This window comes from Corynebacterium axilliensis (genome assembly GCF_046097495.1).
In the GTDB taxonomy this organism is placed as follows: Bacteria; Actinomycetota; Actinomycetes; order Mycobacteriales; family Mycobacteriaceae; genus Corynebacterium.
Map to the genome: position 1 here is coordinate 1,100,296 of NZ_CP175768.1, position 17,901 is coordinate 1,118,196.

The 17,901-nt window shown below is 64.4% G+C and carries 15 protein-coding genes, 1 tRNA gene and 1 other RNA gene; 7 read left to right on the forward strand and 10 right to left on the reverse strand.

Annotated features, from left to right (window positions below; genetic code table 11):
• Positions 1-84: 84 nt before the first annotated feature.
• On the forward strand, positions 85-1,809 hold the full coding sequence (locus tag ACKFR8_RS05400; RefSeq protein ID WP_408930812.1) for a CYTH and CHAD domain-containing protein: 1,725 nt from the start codon (positions 85-87) through the stop codon (positions 1,807-1,809).
• A gap of 129 nt (positions 1,810-1,938) precedes the next feature.
• Here ACKFR8_RS05400 and ACKFR8_RS05405 read toward each other — a convergent pair whose 3' ends face one another.
• Positions 1,939-2,127: a hypothetical protein gene (locus ACKFR8_RS05405; protein ID WP_296131238.1), complete on the reverse strand. Its 189-nt coding sequence runs from the start codon at positions 2,125-2,127 to the stop codon at positions 1,939-1,941.
• A gap of 215 nt (positions 2,128-2,342) precedes the next feature.
• Between ACKFR8_RS05405 and ACKFR8_RS05410 the strand changes: the two genes are divergently transcribed.
• Positions 2,343-3,614 (forward strand): galactokinase family protein, encoded by a 1,272-nt coding sequence (locus ACKFR8_RS05410; RefSeq protein WP_408930813.1) that lies wholly within the window; start codon positions 2,343-2,345, stop codon positions 3,612-3,614.
• On the opposite strand, the gene ACKFR8_RS05415 is transcribed toward ACKFR8_RS05410, so the two are convergent.
• The 5 genes from ACKFR8_RS05415 to ACKFR8_RS05435 form a co-directional block, all read right to left on the reverse strand.
• Positions 3,611-5,014, reverse strand: coding sequence for an RNB domain-containing ribonuclease (locus ACKFR8_RS05415; RefSeq protein ID WP_408930814.1), 1,404 nt, complete (start codon positions 5,012-5,014; stop codon positions 3,611-3,613). The genes ACKFR8_RS05410 and ACKFR8_RS05415 overlap by 4 nt on opposite strands.
• A 36-nt stretch (positions 5,015-5,050) precedes the next feature.
• Positions 5,051-5,482: RNase P RNA component class A (gene rnpB, locus ACKFR8_RS05420), an RNA gene on the reverse strand.
• A 15-nt stretch (positions 5,483-5,497) separates the two neighbouring features.
• Positions 5,498-6,706, reverse strand: a complete 1,209-nt coding sequence (locus ACKFR8_RS05425) for a bifunctional RNase H/acid phosphatase (protein WP_408930815.1) — start codon at positions 6,704-6,706, stop codon at positions 5,498-5,500.
• The gene (locus ACKFR8_RS05430) at positions 6,703-7,419 is read right to left on the reverse strand and encodes a zinc ribbon domain-containing protein (protein ID WP_408930816.1); all 717 of its coding nucleotides are present in this window, start codon (positions 7,417-7,419) and stop codon (positions 6,703-6,705) included. Before ACKFR8_RS05430 ends, ACKFR8_RS05425 begins: the two co-directional genes overlap by 4 nt.
• On the reverse strand, positions 7,420-8,268 hold the full coding sequence (locus ACKFR8_RS05435) for a Nif3-like dinuclear metal center hexameric protein (protein WP_408930817.1): 849 nt from the start codon (positions 8,266-8,268) through the stop codon (positions 7,420-7,422). It lies immediately after the preceding gene.
• A 102-nt stretch (positions 8,269-8,370) separates the two neighbouring features.
• On the opposite strand from ACKFR8_RS05435, the gene ACKFR8_RS05440 reads away from it, so the two are divergent.
• The gene (locus tag ACKFR8_RS05440) at positions 8,371-8,862 is read left to right on the forward strand and encodes a low molecular weight protein-tyrosine-phosphatase (protein ID WP_408930818.1); all 492 of its coding nucleotides are present in this window, start codon (positions 8,371-8,373) and stop codon (positions 8,860-8,862) included.
• Between the two features lie 10 nt (positions 8,863-8,872).
• Positions 8,873-9,853 carry an SURF1 family cytochrome oxidase biogenesis protein gene (locus ACKFR8_RS05445; protein ID WP_296131256.1) on the forward strand — a complete coding sequence of 327 codons (981 nt, stop codon included), beginning with the start codon at positions 8,873-8,875 and terminating at the stop codon, positions 9,851-9,853.
• Positions 9,854-10,442: 589 nt separating this feature from the next.
• Here the strand turns inward: ACKFR8_RS05445 and ACKFR8_RS05450 are convergent.
• The 3 genes from ACKFR8_RS05450 to ACKFR8_RS05460 all read right to left on the reverse strand — a co-directional run bounded on the left by ACKFR8_RS05450 (position 10,443) and on the right by ACKFR8_RS05460 (position 12,748).
• Positions 10,443-11,659, reverse strand: a protein-coding gene (locus ACKFR8_RS05450; RefSeq protein ID WP_408929507.1) for an IS3 family transposase whose coding sequence is annotated in 2 segments (ribosomal slippage) — positions 10,443-11,398 and positions 11,398-11,659 — 1,218 coding nt in all. Because the reading frame shifts where the segments join, the coding sequence is not laid out codon by codon here.
• 499 nt (positions 11,660-12,158) lie between these two features.
• Positions 12,159-12,234 (reverse strand) — tRNA-Val (locus tag ACKFR8_RS05455).
• Between the two features lie 76 nt (positions 12,235-12,310).
• Positions 12,311-12,748, reverse strand: coding sequence for a DUF3052 domain-containing protein (locus ACKFR8_RS05460; protein WP_296131259.1), 438 nt, complete (start codon positions 12,746-12,748; stop codon positions 12,311-12,313).
• A 172-nt stretch (positions 12,749-12,920) separates the two neighbouring features.
• On the opposite strand from ACKFR8_RS05460, the gene aceE reads away from it, so the two are divergent.
• On the forward strand, positions 12,921-15,680 hold the full coding sequence (gene aceE / locus ACKFR8_RS05465) for a pyruvate dehydrogenase (acetyl-transferring), homodimeric type (protein ID WP_408930819.1): 2,760 nt from the start codon (positions 12,921-12,923) through the stop codon (positions 15,678-15,680).
• 73 nt (positions 15,681-15,753) lie between these two features.
• Here the strand turns inward: aceE and ACKFR8_RS05470 are convergent, their stop codons facing one another.
• Positions 15,754-16,782: an alpha/beta fold hydrolase gene (locus ACKFR8_RS05470; RefSeq protein ID WP_296133044.1), complete on the reverse strand. Its 1,029-nt coding sequence runs from the start codon at positions 16,780-16,782 to the stop codon at positions 15,754-15,756.
• A 26-nt stretch (positions 16,783-16,808) separates the two neighbouring features.
• On the opposite strand from ACKFR8_RS05470, the gene ACKFR8_RS05475 reads away from it, so the two are divergent.
• Positions 16,809-17,105 carry an acyl carrier protein gene (locus tag ACKFR8_RS05475; RefSeq protein ID WP_296133045.1) on the forward strand — a complete coding sequence of 99 codons (297 nt, stop codon included), beginning with the start codon at positions 16,809-16,811 and terminating at the stop codon, positions 17,103-17,105.
• A complete protein-coding gene (locus ACKFR8_RS05480) occupies positions 17,102-17,884 on the forward strand; it encodes an HAD-IIA family hydrolase (protein WP_296133046.1) in 783 nt (260 codons plus the stop codon). The genes ACKFR8_RS05475 and ACKFR8_RS05480 overlap by 4 nt, the downstream gene beginning before the upstream one ends.
• The last annotated feature ends 17 nt before the right edge of the window (positions 17,885-17,901 follow it).

Genomic DNA, 17,901 nt, shown 5'->3' on the forward strand with positions numbered 1-17,901 from the left:
CACTGGCTCCAGTAGCCGGGTAAGCTACGTAGAGAAATGAGGGCTATATAGCCCTCCTCCATCTCCCCCGACGAAGGTGTGTGTATGTCTCCGAAGACTTTTCTAGAAGTCGAAGCAAAATTCGCCGTGGCCGATTCCACCCCGGCCCCTGACCTGACTCGCCTTGAGGAAGTCACCCGCGTTGCGGAAACCCGCCACCACTCCATGTCTGCGATTTACTACGACACTGAGGATCTTCGCCTTACCCACGCAAAGATCACTCTGCGTCGACGCACCGGTGGAAACGATGACGGTTGGCACATCAAGGTGCCAGGTGCTGCCGGCCGCACCGAGATTCGCGCCGAACTCGGCGAGCCCGTGGACGGCCGCTACGAGGTACCCGAGGAGCTGGTCCGCGAGGTACGCTCCGTTATCCGCAACCATGCCCTAGAACCAATTGCCCAGGTGGACAACAACCGCACGGAGCTACTCCTGGTGGACTCCGCAGACCAACCGGTTGCTGAGTTCTGTGATGACCACGTCACTGCGTTCTCCTTCCTCCCGGGTGGCTCCCAAAGCGCTTGGCGTGAGTGGGAGGTTGAGCTTGCTGGCTCGCTTCCGGGCACGGAGGAGGGCAGCGCTTTCTTGCGCAAGGCCACTTCGTTCCTCATCAGCTCTGGTGCGCGTGTTTCTTCTTCCCCGTCGAAGCTGAAGTCGGCTTTGGGTGACTCGATTAAAAACGTGGCACTTCCTCCGGCCCTCGCTGAGTCAGACGTGGACCCGGATTCCGCGGCCGCAGCCGTCGTTGAAGCTCTCAAGGCGAACCGCGACAAGCTCGTGGACTATGACCCGCGTGTGCGCCGCGACGAGTGGGACTCCGTTCACCAGATGCGCGTTGCTACCCGTGAGCTTCGCAGCCATCTGCAGACCTTCCACGGCATCGTGGTTGGACCGGAAATCGAGCGCATCGAATCGGACCTCAAGGAGCTCGCCAGCATGCTCGGCGTGGCTCGTGACGCCGAGGTCGTAGAAGAGCGCTGGCAGAACCTCCTCGCTTCGGAAGACTCCGACGTTCTGGATGAGGCAACCCGTGAGCACCTCGCGCACGATATGGGCCGCGACTACCGCCGCGCCCACCGCCGTGTCATTGCCGCACTGGATTCCAACCAGTACCTCGATCTGCTCGATGCATTGGACTCTTTCCTCGCCCACCCGCCGGTGGCTGAAGAAGCTGAGTCCGATGCTCCTGAGTCAGAAGATTCTGATGCCCAGGAACCGGCCGCTGAGGGCAACGCCGAATCGACCAGCACCGACAACAAGGCGCCAGCGCCGGAGAAGAAGTCGCGCGCGAAGCACGCCAAGAAGGACGACGACGAGCTGCACGACCTTGACACCGTCATGGCCCTGCACCTGCAGCAGGCCTACGAGAAGCTGGTCAAGCGCCACAAGAAGGCAGTGTCGAATTGGGATAACTCTGAGCTAACTCTTCATGAGCGCGAGGATTACTTCCACGACATGCGCAAGGCGGCGAAGAAGCTGCGCTACGCCGCTGAGGCCGCCGGGTCTGCTACCAACCTCAAGACGAAGAACCTGTACAAGGCGTGCAAGCAGATGCAGTCCGTCTTGGGTGACTTCCAGGACTCTGTGACTTCCCGCGATAAGCTGCTCGAGCTCGCAGAGACGGCACGCCGCCGCGGTGAGGACACCTTCGGGTACGGCCTGCTATACCAGCGCGAGCGCGCCATCGGCTTGGAAGCACTGGACGCCTATGCGGAAAGCTTCAAGGCCATCAAGTCTGCGTTCAAGCCGCTGCGCAAGAAGCTGCGCTAGCCACCAGCTGCTCGTAGCCAGACCCACCTGGCTGAGCAGTAGCACTGGCCCCACCGCACGAGGTCGCCCCGCACTCTGTGTGCGCGGCTACACCTGGCGGTGGGGCCAGTAGGTTTTTGAGAGGACGCTTTAGTAGTTGTCCTCAGCTTCATCCTCGGCATCGGCCTGAGCAGTGCGTGCCTTCGCAATCTCAATGGCGTGCTCGGCCTCCTCGCGGGAATTGTAGGGGCCCATGCGGTTCTCCCACCCGGAAGTCTTGCCCTGGGAAACTTCCCCGGTAGAAGGGTCGTAGAACCACTGGTTCTCAACGTCGGCCATTGTCATCTCCAATCTCTGTGTGTCAGTAGAGCCGAGTCGCGCCGTTAAAAGGTGCGACACCGGACTGCGCGGGTCGCGCTGTGCGCGCCCCGCGTGCTGCAGTGTTACCCCACACTACAGACGCCCTCCCCGGCGCGCCCGCTAGAATGGACGGGTCACTCTCTCGGGCACACCTGTAGAGAATCCCTCGCCACCAGCAAAGGAGTACATTCCCTATGCCCTTGTGGACCGCCCCCACCACCCCGGCCGCCGATCGCGCCCGCGCCGAGCACACCACGATCACTGGTGCAGCACCGGCGCACGTCGCCAGCGCTCCTGCCACATGGTCGCTCATCGGCGAACACATCGACCACTTCGGCGGCGTTACCATCATGGGTCTCAACGACATGCGGGCCGCCGTCGCCGTCGGGCCCCGCACCGACGGCACCGTGCGCGTGCACTGCCAGCATGCCGACGGCACCACCAGCGAAGAAACGATCACCTTGGACCAGGTGTCCGCGCTGGCGGCCGAGCAGCAGCCCACCGTCGATGAGGAAGGCCAGCCCATCGAGCCGCCCGCCCCGCAGGGCGGGCTGGCCGCGCGGCTCGGCGGGATTATCCACACCATGATTAATCGCCAGCTGCTCACCCGCGACACCGCAGGCGCTGACATCACGGTGGTTACGGACATCCCGGCCACGGCTGGCCTGGGCGCGGCGGCCGCGATTGACGTCGCCACCGCCCTGGCGCTGCTGGGAGATGCCGACGATCCGCACGACGCGCCCCTGCGCGCCCGGTTGGCGGAGGTCTGTGCCCAGGCTGTAGGCACTTTCGCCCACTACCCGGCGTTGCGCGCCCGCCACTCGGCGGCGCTGCGCGGTACGGGGGATGCGATCACCATCATCGACTATGCCGATGGCTCCGTCACCCAGGCGCCGCACGTGGTTAACCAAGAGGTGGCCGCCTTCGTGCTGGCGGTGCCGGGTGAGTTCGATTCGGCGGAGGCGGTTGCTGATATCCGCGCGCGCGAGCGCTTCGTGGATAAGGCCTGCGTGGCTTTTGGCGCGGAGTCTTTGCGCCTACTGCCTGACGCCCCGCAGCGCGTCCTGGAGTGGCTGGCTGCTGTCCACAAGGTGCATGGGCCCGAGAACCAGCCCACCATTGCGCAGGCCACGGCGTGGCTTAACTTCTATGCCGAGGAAACTGAGCGGGCCCAGGCGGTGGCACGCGCGTTGCGCTCGCGCCGCGGGGCGGAGCTCTTCCCGCTGCTCACGCAGTCCCAGTCGGCGCTAGCCACCGTCTACGGTTTTGACTCAGCGGAGAAGCTGGCGGAATTGGCCACCGCCCGCGGGGCGCTGGCGGCGCGTTCTGCCCATGCAGGAACGTCGACGGCGGTGATCGCGTACGTGCCCCACACCAAGGCACACAACTTTGCGGCTGATCTGGCTGCGGACGGCCTTCTGGTGGTGCCGATTGCCGCAGGCACCCCGGCTGTCACGGAGGGCTAGTCGGCCGGCCAGGCAAAGAGCACGTCGCGCTTGGCCACCTCGGCCTTAACCAGGGAGACGGTGGTTTCCTGGCCCGTTGCTGGCTGGCCCACGGCCTCCCCGATGACGGGCGGCTCGAGGACGAAGAGGCGGGCCTTCTCGCGCTTCGGCCCGCCGTCGACCACGACGGCGTCGAAGTTCGTGCCCACCCAGGGCGCGAGCACGGTGGCCTCGGTGAGGTTGAGGCATGCTTTATCCACCTGGGAGGCCAGCTGCGAGGTGGAGCGCATCGTGGACACGACGTCCCCGGCGCGCTCGCGCACCCATTCCGGGACCTCGTAGCCGCCGCTGAGTGCCAGGCACACCTCGGTGGCGAACCGGTCGACGAGGCGGCGCAGGGGCGCGGTGACGTGCGCGTAGAAGCCGCCGATGCCGGCGTGTACCTCCGCCGGCGCATCGTCCAGCCACACGTAGTCCGCGCCGCGCAAGAGGCGCTGTGCTTCGCGCATAATCGCCATTCCGCGGGGTGAGTCCGCGTCGACGGAGTGGAGGAACTCGGAGATGGACTGGCCGTCGAGCGAGAAGCCCAGCGCCTGCGCCTCGGAGCGGAACTCCTCCTCGGCCTCCGGCGTGGCGGCGGCCAGGGTGCGCAGGAATCCAATACCGTGGCGCTCCATGAGCTGGCCGGCGCACATGCCGGTCAGCAGGGAGATTTCTGAGTTGAAATCCATGACCTCGTAGCGCGGCTCGATGATGAGCTCGTAGTGTCCTGCGCCGTCGTCGGTGGTTTCGGAGACCCGCTGCGAGGGCACGCGCAGGTTGATCGCCTCGCGGCGCAGCGAGGAGGCCTGGCGCAGCTTGCCCACCTGCGGCAAAAGCGCGATGGAGGAATGCAGGCTGCCGTTTTCCAGATCCTGGTGGACCTGGTCGTAGTCCAGGCGCGCGCGGTTGCGCACCAGGGCGCGCTCCACCTTAAAGTCCTCCACCTCCCCTGCCGAGTCAAGGTCGAAGGTCCAGAGGACGGCGGGCCGGTCGACGTCGGCAAGCAGCGAAGCCCTATCCTCGGACAGCTGCGCCGGGTGGAGGCGCGCGGGCTCGTCCGGCAGGTAGATGGTCTGCCCGCGCTTGAGGGATTCCTCCTCCAGTACGGAGCCGGGCTCCACGAACGCGGCGACGTCCGCGATGGCGTAGTGCACCCGGTAGCCGGCCCCGCGCGCCTCAATGAACACCGCCTGGTCCAGGTCCTTGGAGCCGGCCGGGTCAATGGTGACGAAGGGGATGTCCCGGGCGTCGCGGCGCGACTCCGCGTAGCGGTCGTGGGCGGCTGCGGCGTGGGCGGTCACGTCCGCGGGAAAGTCGGTGGGAACGGAGAATTCCTCCGCAATGGCGCGGAAATCTAAAGGGGCGGCATACAGCTTCATGCCGCCCCATTGTTCCAAAAATTATGCCGGTGGGAGCGAATGAGCCAACCTATAAGCCGGATTCTGTACCGCGCACGTAGCGCGGCGGTAAACATCCATCCAGGCCAACCGTTGCCAGTTGGCTCAAGCGGCTACCTTCAGGCTTCAGCGAGCAACCTACTACGCCTGATCGGGCCCGCAATCGTGGCGGGCCGTGATGCCTTGCTCCCAGTGGGGTTTACCCAGCCACCGCCATCGCTGACGGTGCTGGTGCGCTCTTACCGCACCCTTTCACCCTTACCGCTTCCCCACGCCGCGCCGAAGCGTAGCGGAGTGCGCGGCGGTCTACTCTCTGTTGCACTTTCCCGCGGGTCACCCCGGGTTGCTGTTAGCAACCACCGTGCTCTGTGGAGTCCGGACTTTCCTCGGCCCGCGCCTAGCCCCGCGCTGGGGGCCGGTTCGCAAGGACGCGTTTACCCGGTCGGCTCATTCGCTCCCGCTAGTTTATCCCAGTGCGCTCAAATGCCCCACATCGTTGAATCGGTGCAGGGTGCTACCGCCGTCAAAGAATTCGACCTCGCTGAGGGAGGCCAAGCCCAAGAACAGGTGGAGCGGGGTCTGCGGCCCGGCGTCGAGGGCCTGGCGCACGAAGGACTTGATGGGGTTGACGTGGGAGACCACGAGCACCGTCTTGCCGGCGAAGCGCTCCTCCAGCTCGCGGCGGGCGGCGCTGACACGGCGGTGGACTGCGCGCAGGGACTCCCCGCCCGGGCAGGCCACGGAGGTGTCCTTGAGCCAGCGGGCGTGCAGCTCGGGGTCGGCGGCCTCGGCCTCGGCGAAGGTCTTGCCTTCCCAACGTCCGAAGTCGACCTCGATGAGCTTGTCCACGGTCTCCACCTGCAGGTCGCGGCCCTTCACCACCGCGGCGGCGGTCTGCTGGCAGCGGCGCAGCGGGGAGCACACGACGGCGTCGATGTGGGTCTCCGCCAGCGCCTGGGCGGCGGCGAGCGCCTGCTTCTGCCCCAGCTCCGAAAGCTCCGGGTTGGCGTGCCCGGAGTACTGCTTGGCGGCGGACATCGGCGTCTGGCCGTGGCGCAGCAGGATGAACCGGGTTACCGGCCCGGTCTCGCGGCGCCAGTCGGAGGCATTCCAGGTTCCCTCGGCGGGCTTGGCGGAGGAGAGCGGTGACGCAGTGCTTTCCGACGTCTCCCCGGCCCCCACCGCCGCACCGGCGGTATCTGCGGCGTCGGCAGCATTGGTGTCAGCACCGGCGTCGTCTGCGCCGAGGATGCCGACGGGCTCGCCCTTGGCCGCGGCGTCCATCGCCACGTTGGACAGCGCATCCGCCACCTTGTTCTTGGCGCGCGGAACCCACTGCAGGCTGAAGCTGCCGATCTGGTCCAGCAGGCCGCGGGCCTCAATCGCGAGCTTTTGCATGTCCGGGTGCTTGATCTTCCAGCGCCCGTTCATTTGCTCCACCACGAGCTTGGAGTCCATGTAGAACTCCACCTCGTCAGCACCCATAGCCACGGCGGCCTCCAAGCCGCGCAGGAGGCCGTGGTATTCGGCCACGTTATTGGTGGATTTTCGGCCTACGACGTAGGCGATTTCCTTGAGCAGCTGGGAGCGGTCGGCGTTGTAGACCGCGGTGCCGGAGCCGGCGATGCCGGGGTTGCCGCGGGAGCCACCATCGGCGAAGATGACGAGCTTCATGAAGCCGGGCGCACCAGGTAGGAGCCGCAATCGCCGCACTGCGGGAGGACGTCGGCAGGCGCGTTGCGCACCGCGTTCTGCTCCGCCGGGGGCAGCACGATGAAGCAGCCGCCACAGGCCCGGCCGGTAAACGCCGCGGCACCCACGCCGTTTTCCTCGCGCACGGTCTCGTACTCCTCCACCACATCGGCCGGGAGCTGCTCGCGCAGCTCGGTGATGCGCAGCTGCGGGTCGGGGCGGTTGTCGGCGGCCTCCTGGGCGGCCTCGGCCGCACGCTTGAGAACCTCCAGCTTGCGCTCGGAGTCGGAGAGCTTGGCGCCGTGGACGTCCAGGTTGGAGCGCAGGGCGTGGATCTCGTTGTGGGCTTCCTGCAGCTCGCTCATAAGATCCGCGATGCGGGACTTGGCCGCGTACAGGTCGTGCTCGAGGTCCTTGCGCTGCTCGGGGTCGGTGGCCGCACCGAGCTGGGCCTTGTCGTCGCGCTCGCGCTGGCGCAGCTTGCGCTCGTCGGCCTGGATGCGCAGGATCTCCATCTCCATGTCGTCGACGGCCAGTTGGGCGGAGCCGGAAGCGTCGACAAGCCGGGCGTGCTCGACCTGTGCCTTGTCGTACTCCTCCTGCTCCGGAAGGACAGCGGGCCCGCCGAGCGCCTGGGTGCGCTCCAGTGTGGCCAGCTCGAGCAGTACGGGCTGCAGATGCGGTGGCAGTTTCATTTAGTTCTCCTTATGCGCAGAAATCGTCCATGGGTCGGTGCGGACATCGATGATCTCGGTGTTCACGCGCAATGCGTCCTCCACAATATCGCGCGCCTGGGCCGTCCAGGGAAATTCGCTGGCCCAGTGGGCGGTATCGATCACGGCCGGGCCCTCCGGGTCCATCAGGTGCGCAGCCCGCATGTGCTCATCCACCGGGTGGTGGCGCAGGTCCGAGGTCACGTACACGTCCACGCCCAGGGCTGCTGCCTGATCCAGGAAGGAGTCCCCGGAACCGCTGGAGACCGCCACCTTCTTGACCATGCGCTCCGGGTCGCCCGCCGCGCGCACGCCCCACACGGTCTCCGGCAGGGCGTCGGCCACGCGCTGGGTAAACTCGCGCAGCGTGATGGCCTCCGGCAGCTCTCCCACGCGCCCCAGACCCAGCGCGGTCTCCAGGTCCTCGTAGGGCTCCACCGGCACAATTGGCCGCCCCGGCTTAATCCCGACCAGCTCCGCCAACTTGTCGTTGACGCCGGGCCGAGCCTTGTCGGCGTTGGTGTGGGCGGCCAGCAGCGCCACCCCGCCTCGGAGAAGCGTGTGGATGACCTTGCCCTTCGGGGTATCCGCCGCCACGGAACTCGCCCCGCGCATGAGCAGCGGGTGATGCACCACCAGCATTTGTGCGCCCAGCTCCACCGCCCGGTCTGCCACCTCCTGGGTGCAGTCGAGGGCGAAGGCCACGGTGCTCACCTCGGCGGCCGGGTCGCCGCAGACCAGGCCGACGGAATCCCAGGATTCGGCGAGCTCCGGCGGGTAAGCCTCATGGAGGACGCGGCGAACCTCGCCGACGGTGGTGTGCTCTGCCATCTGAAAAGCTCCTTTGTAACCTTGGGTTTCACGTCATTCGTGTCGCTGCTATATCCTAGCTTTCGTTCGCCAGCGCACCCTATATCTTAAGGAGACTCCCGCATGACGCCTCCGGAGAACAACAACCAACTCCACATTGTCTTCGTCTGCACGGGAAACATCTGCCGCTCACCCATGGCGGAGATCATTACGCGCGATGCCATGGAGACCGACATGCTCGATCTTCTAGCTCGAGTCTCCTCGTGCGGCCTGGGTGGCTGGCACGTGGGCCAGGGCGCGGATGAGCGCGCGGTGGCGGAGCTGCGCCGCGGCGGCCACGACGGCGCCAGCCACCGCGCCGCCCAGTTAGGCGCGGAGCATATGGACGCCGACCTCTTCGTGGCCATGGACACCGGCCACCGCGAGGCGCTGATAGAGCGCGGCATCCCGGCAGAGAAGGTGCGCCTCATGCGCAGCTTCGACCCGAACTCCCCGGAGGACGCCAGCGTCGAGGACCCCTACTACGGCACCGAGGAGGACTTCACCCGCACCCGCAAGGAGATCGATGCCGCGGTGCCGGGCCTGCTCGCGTGGATTCGCCAGCAGCGCGACTAAGCTGAACCACATGCTCAAGACGTTCCTCAAGCCCGGGTGGGTGCTCCTGCTCCTCTTCGTCGTCGCCTTCTCCTACTTCGCCTTCACGGTGTTGGCACCGTGGCAGCTGGGCAAGGACGACAAGATTGTGGAACGCAACCACCTCATCGAGGAAGCCTACGAGTCCGACCCGCAGCCGGTGCAGGACGTCTTCTCCGCCGACGGCTCCCTGAACAAGGAGTGGACCCGTGCGGAGCTGACCGGCCACTACCTGCCGGACCAGGAGGTGTTGCTGCGCCTGCGCCCGGTGGATTCCGCCCCTGCCTTCCAGTCCCTCGTCCCCTTCCAGACGGATTCCGGCATGACCCTGCTGGTCAACCGCGGCTGGATGCCCACGGATGAGGGCAACACCGTCCCCCACATCGACAAGGCTCCCTCCGGCGAGGTCACCATCGTGGGCATGGCGCGCTACGACGAGCCGCAGCACGCCACCGCACCTACGAACCAGCAGGGCTACGAGCAGGTCTACTCCATCAACACGGAGCAGATTGGCCAGCTCACCGGCACCTCCTTGGCCCACGACTACCTGCAGCTCTCCCCCGACCAGCCAGGCGAGCTCCACGCCCTGCCGGTGCCCAAGCTGGACCGCGGCAATCACCTCTCCTACGGCTACCAGTGGATTGCGTTTGGCATCATGGCGCCGCTGGGCCTGGGCTACTTCGTGTGGTCCGAGATCAAGGAGCGCCGCCGTGCCCGCGAGGAGGAGGCCGCGCTGGCCAGCGCCGCCGCGGCTGTCGACGGTGCCCCCGCCGAACCGGCCCACCCCGCTGGCGACGCCACCACCTCTGCGCCCGAGTCCGCGGTTTCTGCGGAGACCACCGACCACACCGACGAGTCGGCGCCGACTTCGGCCACCCCAGCCTCCCAGTCCCGCCGCACCCGCTCGCGCTACGGCTCCTCCAAGCCGGACTTCTACGAGAGGATCCGCGAGCGCGGCCACGAGCGCTTCTAGCCTCGGCCCCAAAGGGAACGATCATGAACGCGATTGCGTGGACGCGAGAAGCGACCGAAACCGAGATTGCCGAAGCCATCCGGCTATTCCACCGCCGCAAACGTCCAAAGAGTCGCTAGACATCACACCAATTGGCCTAAGCAGGATCGACACTCCCCACTAGAGCAAAAGCATCTTTCGCCCAAGCGCAAAGGCTTCCTTCTCATTCACGCCCGTCGCTACTAAATATGGGTCAATGCGGATACCGATGCCTCTTCCTGTGCTCGAACCAGGCCCAAATCAAAGAAGCCAAGAACAACAGTGGCGTAACCCACGCCAGACGATGCCACCAATGTGCTCCAAAGTATGATTCATCAGCACTTAGTCCGGCTAGATAATTGATTACAAGCGTTGCGATGAACAGCACTACAACGACAGTAACGCTCCACCAGTAGGCTGCGCTTTTCTGTTTACGCGTCAATGCCATCCTCCTCAATACACGCTTGCTGTTTAGCGCGGGTTTGTGTGGTTAGTCGTCTCCCCCCACCCAGATTACATCGTTCGTGGGGTTGCCCGCAAATCGTGGACACGTAGTGGAGCTACCTAGTGGTTAGGCAGCTATTTCTTTTCTGCTGGTGGTTAGACCAATGTGGTTCTCGAAGTCGACGGGGCTTGCCATCCCGAGTGCGGAGTGTCGGCGCCGGCGGTTGTAGACGACTTCAATCCAGTAGGCAACGGCCTTGCGTGCGGCATCACGGGTCGCCCAGCGTTTACGGTCGTAGAACTCGGTTTTAAGCGTTGACCAGAATGACTCGGCCATCGCGTTATCGAAGCACACACCGGTACGCCCTACGGACTGAGCAATGCCCAGGTTGCGGCAAACTTCCCAGAGCTTCTCGCTGGTAAATTGCGTTCCGCGGTCAGCGTGAAACACTAGCCCGTCAGGCACGTCACCGCGCAGCGTATGCGCCATTCGCAGGGCCCGTTCGACCAGGTATGTATCTTGAACGCTATCCATAGCCCAGCCCAGTACCCTGCGGGAATGGCCATCGCGTACCGCGCACAAGTACAACCAGCCTTCAGCAGTGCGCAGGTAGGTAATATCTGACATCCATACTCGGTTGAGCTCACCAGTATCAAACATGCGCTTGACCAGGTCAGGAAGCGTGGACTTACGCTTGGCTTGGATCGTTGTCACTGGAACAAAGGCCCGCGGTGAAATCCCTTCAATGCCCATCATGCGCATCCGTTTAGCCACAGTCTTACGGTTAAGCGCAATGTGGTAGCGCTCGGTAAGTTCTGCGGTAATCCGCGGAGCACCATAAACCTCATCGGAGTCCGACCAAATCTGATGAATCTTGCGGTCAACATCATCGTAAAAAGCTGCGCGATCATCGTCGCCGGATAGTCGCTTCTGCTGCGTATGGGTCCATTTGTAGTATCCAGACCGAGACACTTTTAAAAGCCGTGCCATGCGTTTGATGCTGTAGTTCGCCTTCTCCTGCTGCATCAATTCGAACTTTTCTGCTCGCGTTGCTTCGCAGCGAAGAAGGCTGTCGCTTTTGACAAAAACTCATTATCCATCTTGGCTTCCGCCAGCTCCCGGCGCAGACGAGCATTCTCAGCACGAAGATCAGCCTCGCTCATCCCATCTGATGCTCCACGGCGCTCACGCTCGAGTTTGACCCACCTGCCCAAAATTGTGGCTGATACGCCAATCTCCTTAGCCACATGAGCAATCGGGCGCCCAGACTCGATTACCAGGTTCGCGGCTTCACGCCGATACTCCGGCGTGTACTTCTTGCGCTGTTGACTCACAATGAACATCCTCTCCTACGGACACAAGATCCGCACAAATAGGGTGTCCACTACTCGAGGGTAACCTCATTCGGCTATTGTTCTAGGAAGTCCAACATCAGGACACCAATCCTCCAAGTTCCAACTAGGCTCAACTCGGGCGACGTGAGATAGCTGGTGACACGCAAACGAATTGGGGCGAGTGGTGCCCTTTTGAGGTATACCCCAACCGAACACTCATTCCGGAATCATACCAAGTGTTCGCAAGGGTTAAACCAGGCCAAACGAACACAAACGACACCAACCCTAGATTCTGACGAATACTCCACGGGCATTGCCGGCCAAATCATCGGCTACGCCAGCGTCGGCACTACCGACCAAACCCCGAACGCCAACGCACCCAACTCAAAGCAGCCGGAGCAGTCCGCATCTACACCGACCACCAAAGCGGCCTTCGCCCTAGAGCACCCGCGGGCGCCCTCCGGGCACGACGAAACCCCTCTCCGGCTTAACGGAAAGGGGTTTCATTTGGTGCGGCCTGAGGGGATCGAACCCCCGACCTACTGGGTGTAAACCAGTTGCTCTTCCAGCTGAGCTAAAGCCGCAGTGCGCTTAACGCGCTCGCACAAGATTAGCCTACGTGCGCCCGCGGCGACAAATCCGCTAGAAAAGCGGGCGATTTTAGGCCTTCTTGGTGTAGCCGCGAGCCACCAGGCAGGAACCCTGCCATTCGCCGAGGCGCTCCGCCTTGGTTTGCACCAGGCCCGCCAGCTGTGCGGATTCGGAGATTTCGCCCGGCTCCAGGTTGCCCGGCTTGCCAGCTCCCGGGGTCATCAGCCAGATGCGGCCGGAATCGCCGAGGGGACGGGAGGCGTCGACCAAGCCGTCCACCAAGTCGCCGTCCTCGGCGCGCCACCACAGCAGCACGACGTCACACAGCTCGTCGGTCTCCTCGTCGAGGAAATCCTCCCCCAGCACGTCTTCAATGGCCTCGGAAATCGTGGAATCACAGTCCTCGTCCCAGCCGAGCTCGAGGGCGATTTGCCCCTCCTCAATACCGAGCTTGGCGGCAGATCCGGTCACGTGTGAAGTTCCTTCCGATGGAGTCGTGGTTGTCATAGCGAGTATTTTAACGCCCGCCGTTCACTTTTTCGCGCCAAACCTCCCCCGAGACCACCCACAAGTGGACATTTTTCACTCGCAAAACACCTATGGGGGAGTGAGGTTTCTCCCCATTTAGTAGGCGCGTATTCTAGATAACGATCTTTGTACCACTATCCAGGAGGATTCAATGGCCGATTTGGACGCCGTCAAGGGTGACTCCAATTTTCCCATCGTTCGTGACGGTGTAGCTGCATACCTGCACGACTCCGACCCGGAAGAAACCCGCGAGTGGATGGACTCCCTCGACGGTTTGCTTGATTCCTCCGACCCGGAGCGCGCCCGCTACCTCATGCTGCGCCTGTTGGAGCGCGCGACCGCGAAGCGTGTACCTCTTCCTTCCCTAACGTCCTCGGACTTCGTGAACACTATTCCTACTTCTCTCGAGCCGGAGTTCCCCGGCGATGAGGAGCTGGAGAAGCGCTACCGCCGCTGGATCCGCTGGAACGCGGCCATCATGGTGCACCGCGCACAGCGCCCGGGCATTGGCGTGGGCGGCCACATCTCCACCTACGCGGGCGCTGCCCCGCTCTACGAGGTGGGCCTGAACCACTTCTTCAAGGGCAAGGACGATCCGTCCGGCGGCGACCAGGTCTTCTTCCAGGGCCACGCCTCCCCCGGCGTCTACGCCCGCGCCTTCATGGAAGGCCGCCTCACCGAAGAGGACATGGACAGCTTCCGTCAGGAGCACTCCCGCGGCGAGGGCAAGGGCCTGCCTTCCTACCCACACCCGCGCCTGATGCCGGACTTCTGGGAGTTCCCCACCGTGTCCATGGGCCTGGGCCCGATCAACGCCATCTACCAGGCACGTTTCAACAAGTACCTGGAGACCCGCGGCATCAAGGACACCTCCAAGCAGCACGTGTGGGCGTTCCTGGGTGACGGCGAGATGGATGAGCCGGAGTCCCGCGGTCTGCTGCAGATGGCGTCCCTGTACGAGCTGGATAACCTCACCTTCGTGGTGAACTGCAACCTGCAGCGCTTGGACGGCCCGGTGCGTGGTAACACCCAGATCATTCAGGAGCTGGAGTCCTTCTTCCGCGGCGCGGGTTGGTCCGTCATCAAGGTCATTTGGGGTCGCGGCTGGGACAAGCTTATCGACGCCGACAAGGAAGGCGCCCTTGTCAACATCATGAACACCACCTCCGACGGTGACTACCAGACCTTCCGCGCCAACGACGGCGCCTACGTGCGTGAACACTTCTTCGGCCGCGACGAGCGCACGCTCAAGCTGGCGGAGGACCTCAGCGACGACGAGATTTGGGCCCTGCGCCGCGGCGGCCACGACTACCGCAAGATCTACGCCGCCTACGACAAGGCGCTGAGCTACGCCGGTACCGGCCGCCCAACGGTCATCCTGGCCCACACCATTAAGGGTTACGGCCTGGGCCACAATTTCGAGGGCCGCAACGCTACCCACCAGATGAAGAAGCTGACCCTGGAGGACCTCAAGCTCTTCCGCGACAAGCAGGGTATTCCGATTACGGACGAGCAGCTGGAGGCAGATCCGTACCTGCCGCCGTACTACCACCCGGGTCCGGAGACCCCGGAAATCAAGTACATGCTGGAGCGTCGCAAGGAGCTCGGCGGCTTCCTGCCGGAGCGCCGCGAAAACTTCGACACGCTCACCGTGCCGGATTTGTCGAAGCTGCGCTCGGTGCGCAAGGGCTCTGGCAAGCAGGACGTGGCCACCACCATGGCGCTGGTGCGTACCTTCAAGGAGCTCATGCGCGATAAGGAGCTGGGCAAGCGCGTTGTGCCGATCATCCCGGATGAGGCCCGCACCTTCGGCATGGACTCCTGGTTCCCCACCCTGAAGATCTGGAACCCGCGCGGCCAGAACTACGTCCCGGTGGACCACGACCTGATGCTGTCCTACCGCGAGGCTACCGACGGCCAGATCCTCCACGAGGGCATCTCCGAGGCCGGCGCCGCCGCCTCCTTCACCGCGGCGGCGACCTCCTACGCCACGCAGGGTGAGGCCATGATCCCGCTGTACATCTTCTACTCCATGTTCGGCTTCCAGCGCACGGGCGATGCCTTCTGGGCCGCCGGCGACCAGCTGGGCCGCGGCTTCATCATTGGTGCGACCGCCGGCCGAACCACCCTGACGGGTGAGGGCCTGCAGCACATGGATGGCCACTCCCCGATTCTGGCGTCCACCAACCCGGCGGTGGAGGTCTACGACCCGGCCTTCGGCTACGAGATTGCACACCTGGTTCCGCGCGGTATCGAGCGCATGTACGGCGAGAACAACGAGCCGATCATGTACTACATCACCGTGTACAACGAGCCGGTCAAGCAGCCCGCCGAGCCGGAGAACCTGGACGTCGAGGGCCTGCACAAGGGCATCTACCACTACAACACCGCCGAGTCCGGCTCCCTGCCGGCCAACATCCTGGCCTCCGGCGTGGGCGTCTACGAGGCGCTGCGCGCCCAGGAGATCCTGGCGGAGCAGTTCGACGTGAAGGCCTCCGTCTTCTCGGTCACCTCTTGGGTGAACCTGGCGCGCGACGGCGCCGCCCGCAACAAGGAGGCGCTGCGCAAGGGTGTGGAGCCGACCGAGGCTTTCGCCACGAAGCAGCTCAAGGGCTTCGAGGGCCCGTTCGTCGGCGTGTCCGACTTTGCCACGGACCTGCAGGAGCAGATTCGCCCTTACGTCCCGGGTGACTACATCACGCTGGGCGCGGATGGCTTCGGCTTCTCCGATACCCGCGAGGGCGCTCGCCGCTTCTTCAACACCGACGCCGAGTCCATCGTCGTCGCCGTCCTCGAGGGCCTGGCCCGCGAGGGCAAGGTGGAGCGCTCCGTCGTGGAGAAGGCTGCCCGCGACCTGAAGCTGGATGACCCGACGGCTACCTCCTCCACGTCTGATGTCGAGGAGCAGTAGTTAGTCACTACTTGGGGCCCTCACTGATGGAAGCTTCCCCAGATCCCTCCCCCGGGTTCGAGGAGGCTCTCCGTTAGTGAGGGCCCTTTGCCTTGTCCACGACTGCCTCCAGCACACGGCCCAGGGCCTTAGAGACCTCGGCCGGCTCTTCCAGGATGACCATGTGCCCGGCGCCGTCAATGACGGTGTGGGCGGCCGCGGGCCAGTGGCGAGCGATGACCTCGGACTGGCGCTTGGGCGTGACGATGTCAGCGGAGCCCACAACGATTTCTCCCGGGATGTCCCGCAGCCGCGCCGCAGCGCCGAATTCGGAGTGTTCCACGAGGTCATCGAAGAAGCCGGCGTAGCTCGACATGGGGGTATCGAGCAGCATGGAGACGTGGAACTGGAGCTTGTCCATCTGGGGGAATCCCTGCAGCAGTGCGGCGAAGGCCGGGGCCACCACGGCGGCAATCTCGAAGCGCGCGCTATTGGCCTTTTCTGGCAGGCGCAGGCAGGCGCGGTACAGCGCCTTCATCAGGTGGGATTCGAGGACTCGCGCAAAGCCGGCCGCGGCGAAGCGCTGGATGGATGTGGACACCAGCACCATGCCGGCCACCCGCTCCGCCACTGACCGTGGGGCGCGGCGCAGCAGGTTGAGCGCGATCATGCCGCCCATCGAATGGCCCAGGACCACCAACGGGCCGTCGGCAGCGCGCTGCGCAATAACAGCGAGGACGTCGTCCGCCGCGCCGGCCACCGTGCACTCGGCGGGGGTGACGTGGGTGGATTGGCCATGTCCGCGGACGTCGACAAGCAGGCACCGCACCTGCGGGAAGTGAGCGCGCACGTCCTTGACCTGGTCGTAGAAGCTCTCCGCGGACAGGCAGTAGCCGTGGATGAACACGGCGGTGGCCGCGGCATCCTTCGGGCCGACCTCGTACCAGGCCACCTGTACCCCGTCGTGCTCGATGAAGCCTGAGTCACTCAGCCCAGTTAGCCCCGGCTCCGTGGTGAGATCATGTAGCTGAGAGTGGACCATATGCTCAACGCGGCGCTGGGCCGGGCGGACCCGGCGTGACCAGCTGCGCGCGATGGCGGAAGAGCGTGCTCGAATAACCATGACGATTCAATACTAGACTGAAGAACATGGCTAATGACCTCTCCGCACAACTCCACGCCAAATTCGGCGCCACTGCCCCAACCAGTGAGGAGCCCGCTGCCGATGCTTACGGCGAGCTGACCCGGCTCATCACCAAGGTCACGGGCGTTGACGAGGGCCTCGAGCGCGAGGCCCGCCTGGAGGATCTCGGGGTGGAATCGCTCGAGCGCATCGAGCTAGCCGTTCGCATCGAGGAATCCTTCGGGGTACGCCTTGATGAGGAAACCATGCTCACTCTTTCCACCGTGGGCGAACTTGCTGACTATCTGGAGGAACACTCGTGATTTCTTATCTGTCTGACATGGACGGCGTCCTCATCAAGGAAGGGGAGATGATTCCCGGCGCGGACAAGTTCATTCAGGCGCTCAAGGACAACAACATCGAGTACATGGTGCTCACCAACAACTCCATGTCCACCCCGCGGGATCTAGCCGCAAGGCTGCAGAACACCGGACTGGACATCCCGGCGGAGCGCATCTGGACCTCTGCCACCGCCACCGCCGCGTTCCTGTCCACCCAGGCGGGCCTGTCCACCGCCTACGTAGTGGGTGAATCGGGCCTGACCACCGCCCTGCATGAGGCGGGCTGGATTCTCAACGATACTGACGCTGACTTCGTGGTGCTGGGTGAGACCCGCACCTACTCCTTTGAGGCGATTACCACCGCGATTAACCTCATCCGCTCCGGCGCGCGATTCATCGCGACCAACCCGGACGTCACCGGCCCGGCACCGCAGGGTGTTCTGCCGGCCACGGGCGCGGTCGCAGCCCTCATCACCGCCGCCACGAACCGCGAGCCGTACTACGTGGGCAAGCCGAACCCGGTCATGATGCGCAGCGCGCTGAATAACATTGGCGCGCACTCGGAGAACACCGTCATGATCGGTGACCGCATGGATACCGACGTCAAGTCGGGCCTGGAAGCCGGCATGCGCACCATCCTCGTGCGCTCCGGTATCAGCGATAACCGCGAAATCCAGCGCTACCCGTTCCGCCCCAGCCACATCATCGACTCCGTGGCGGACCTGCCGGAGCGCATCCTCGATCCCTTCGAGCAGGACTAGCAGCGGACGCGCACGCG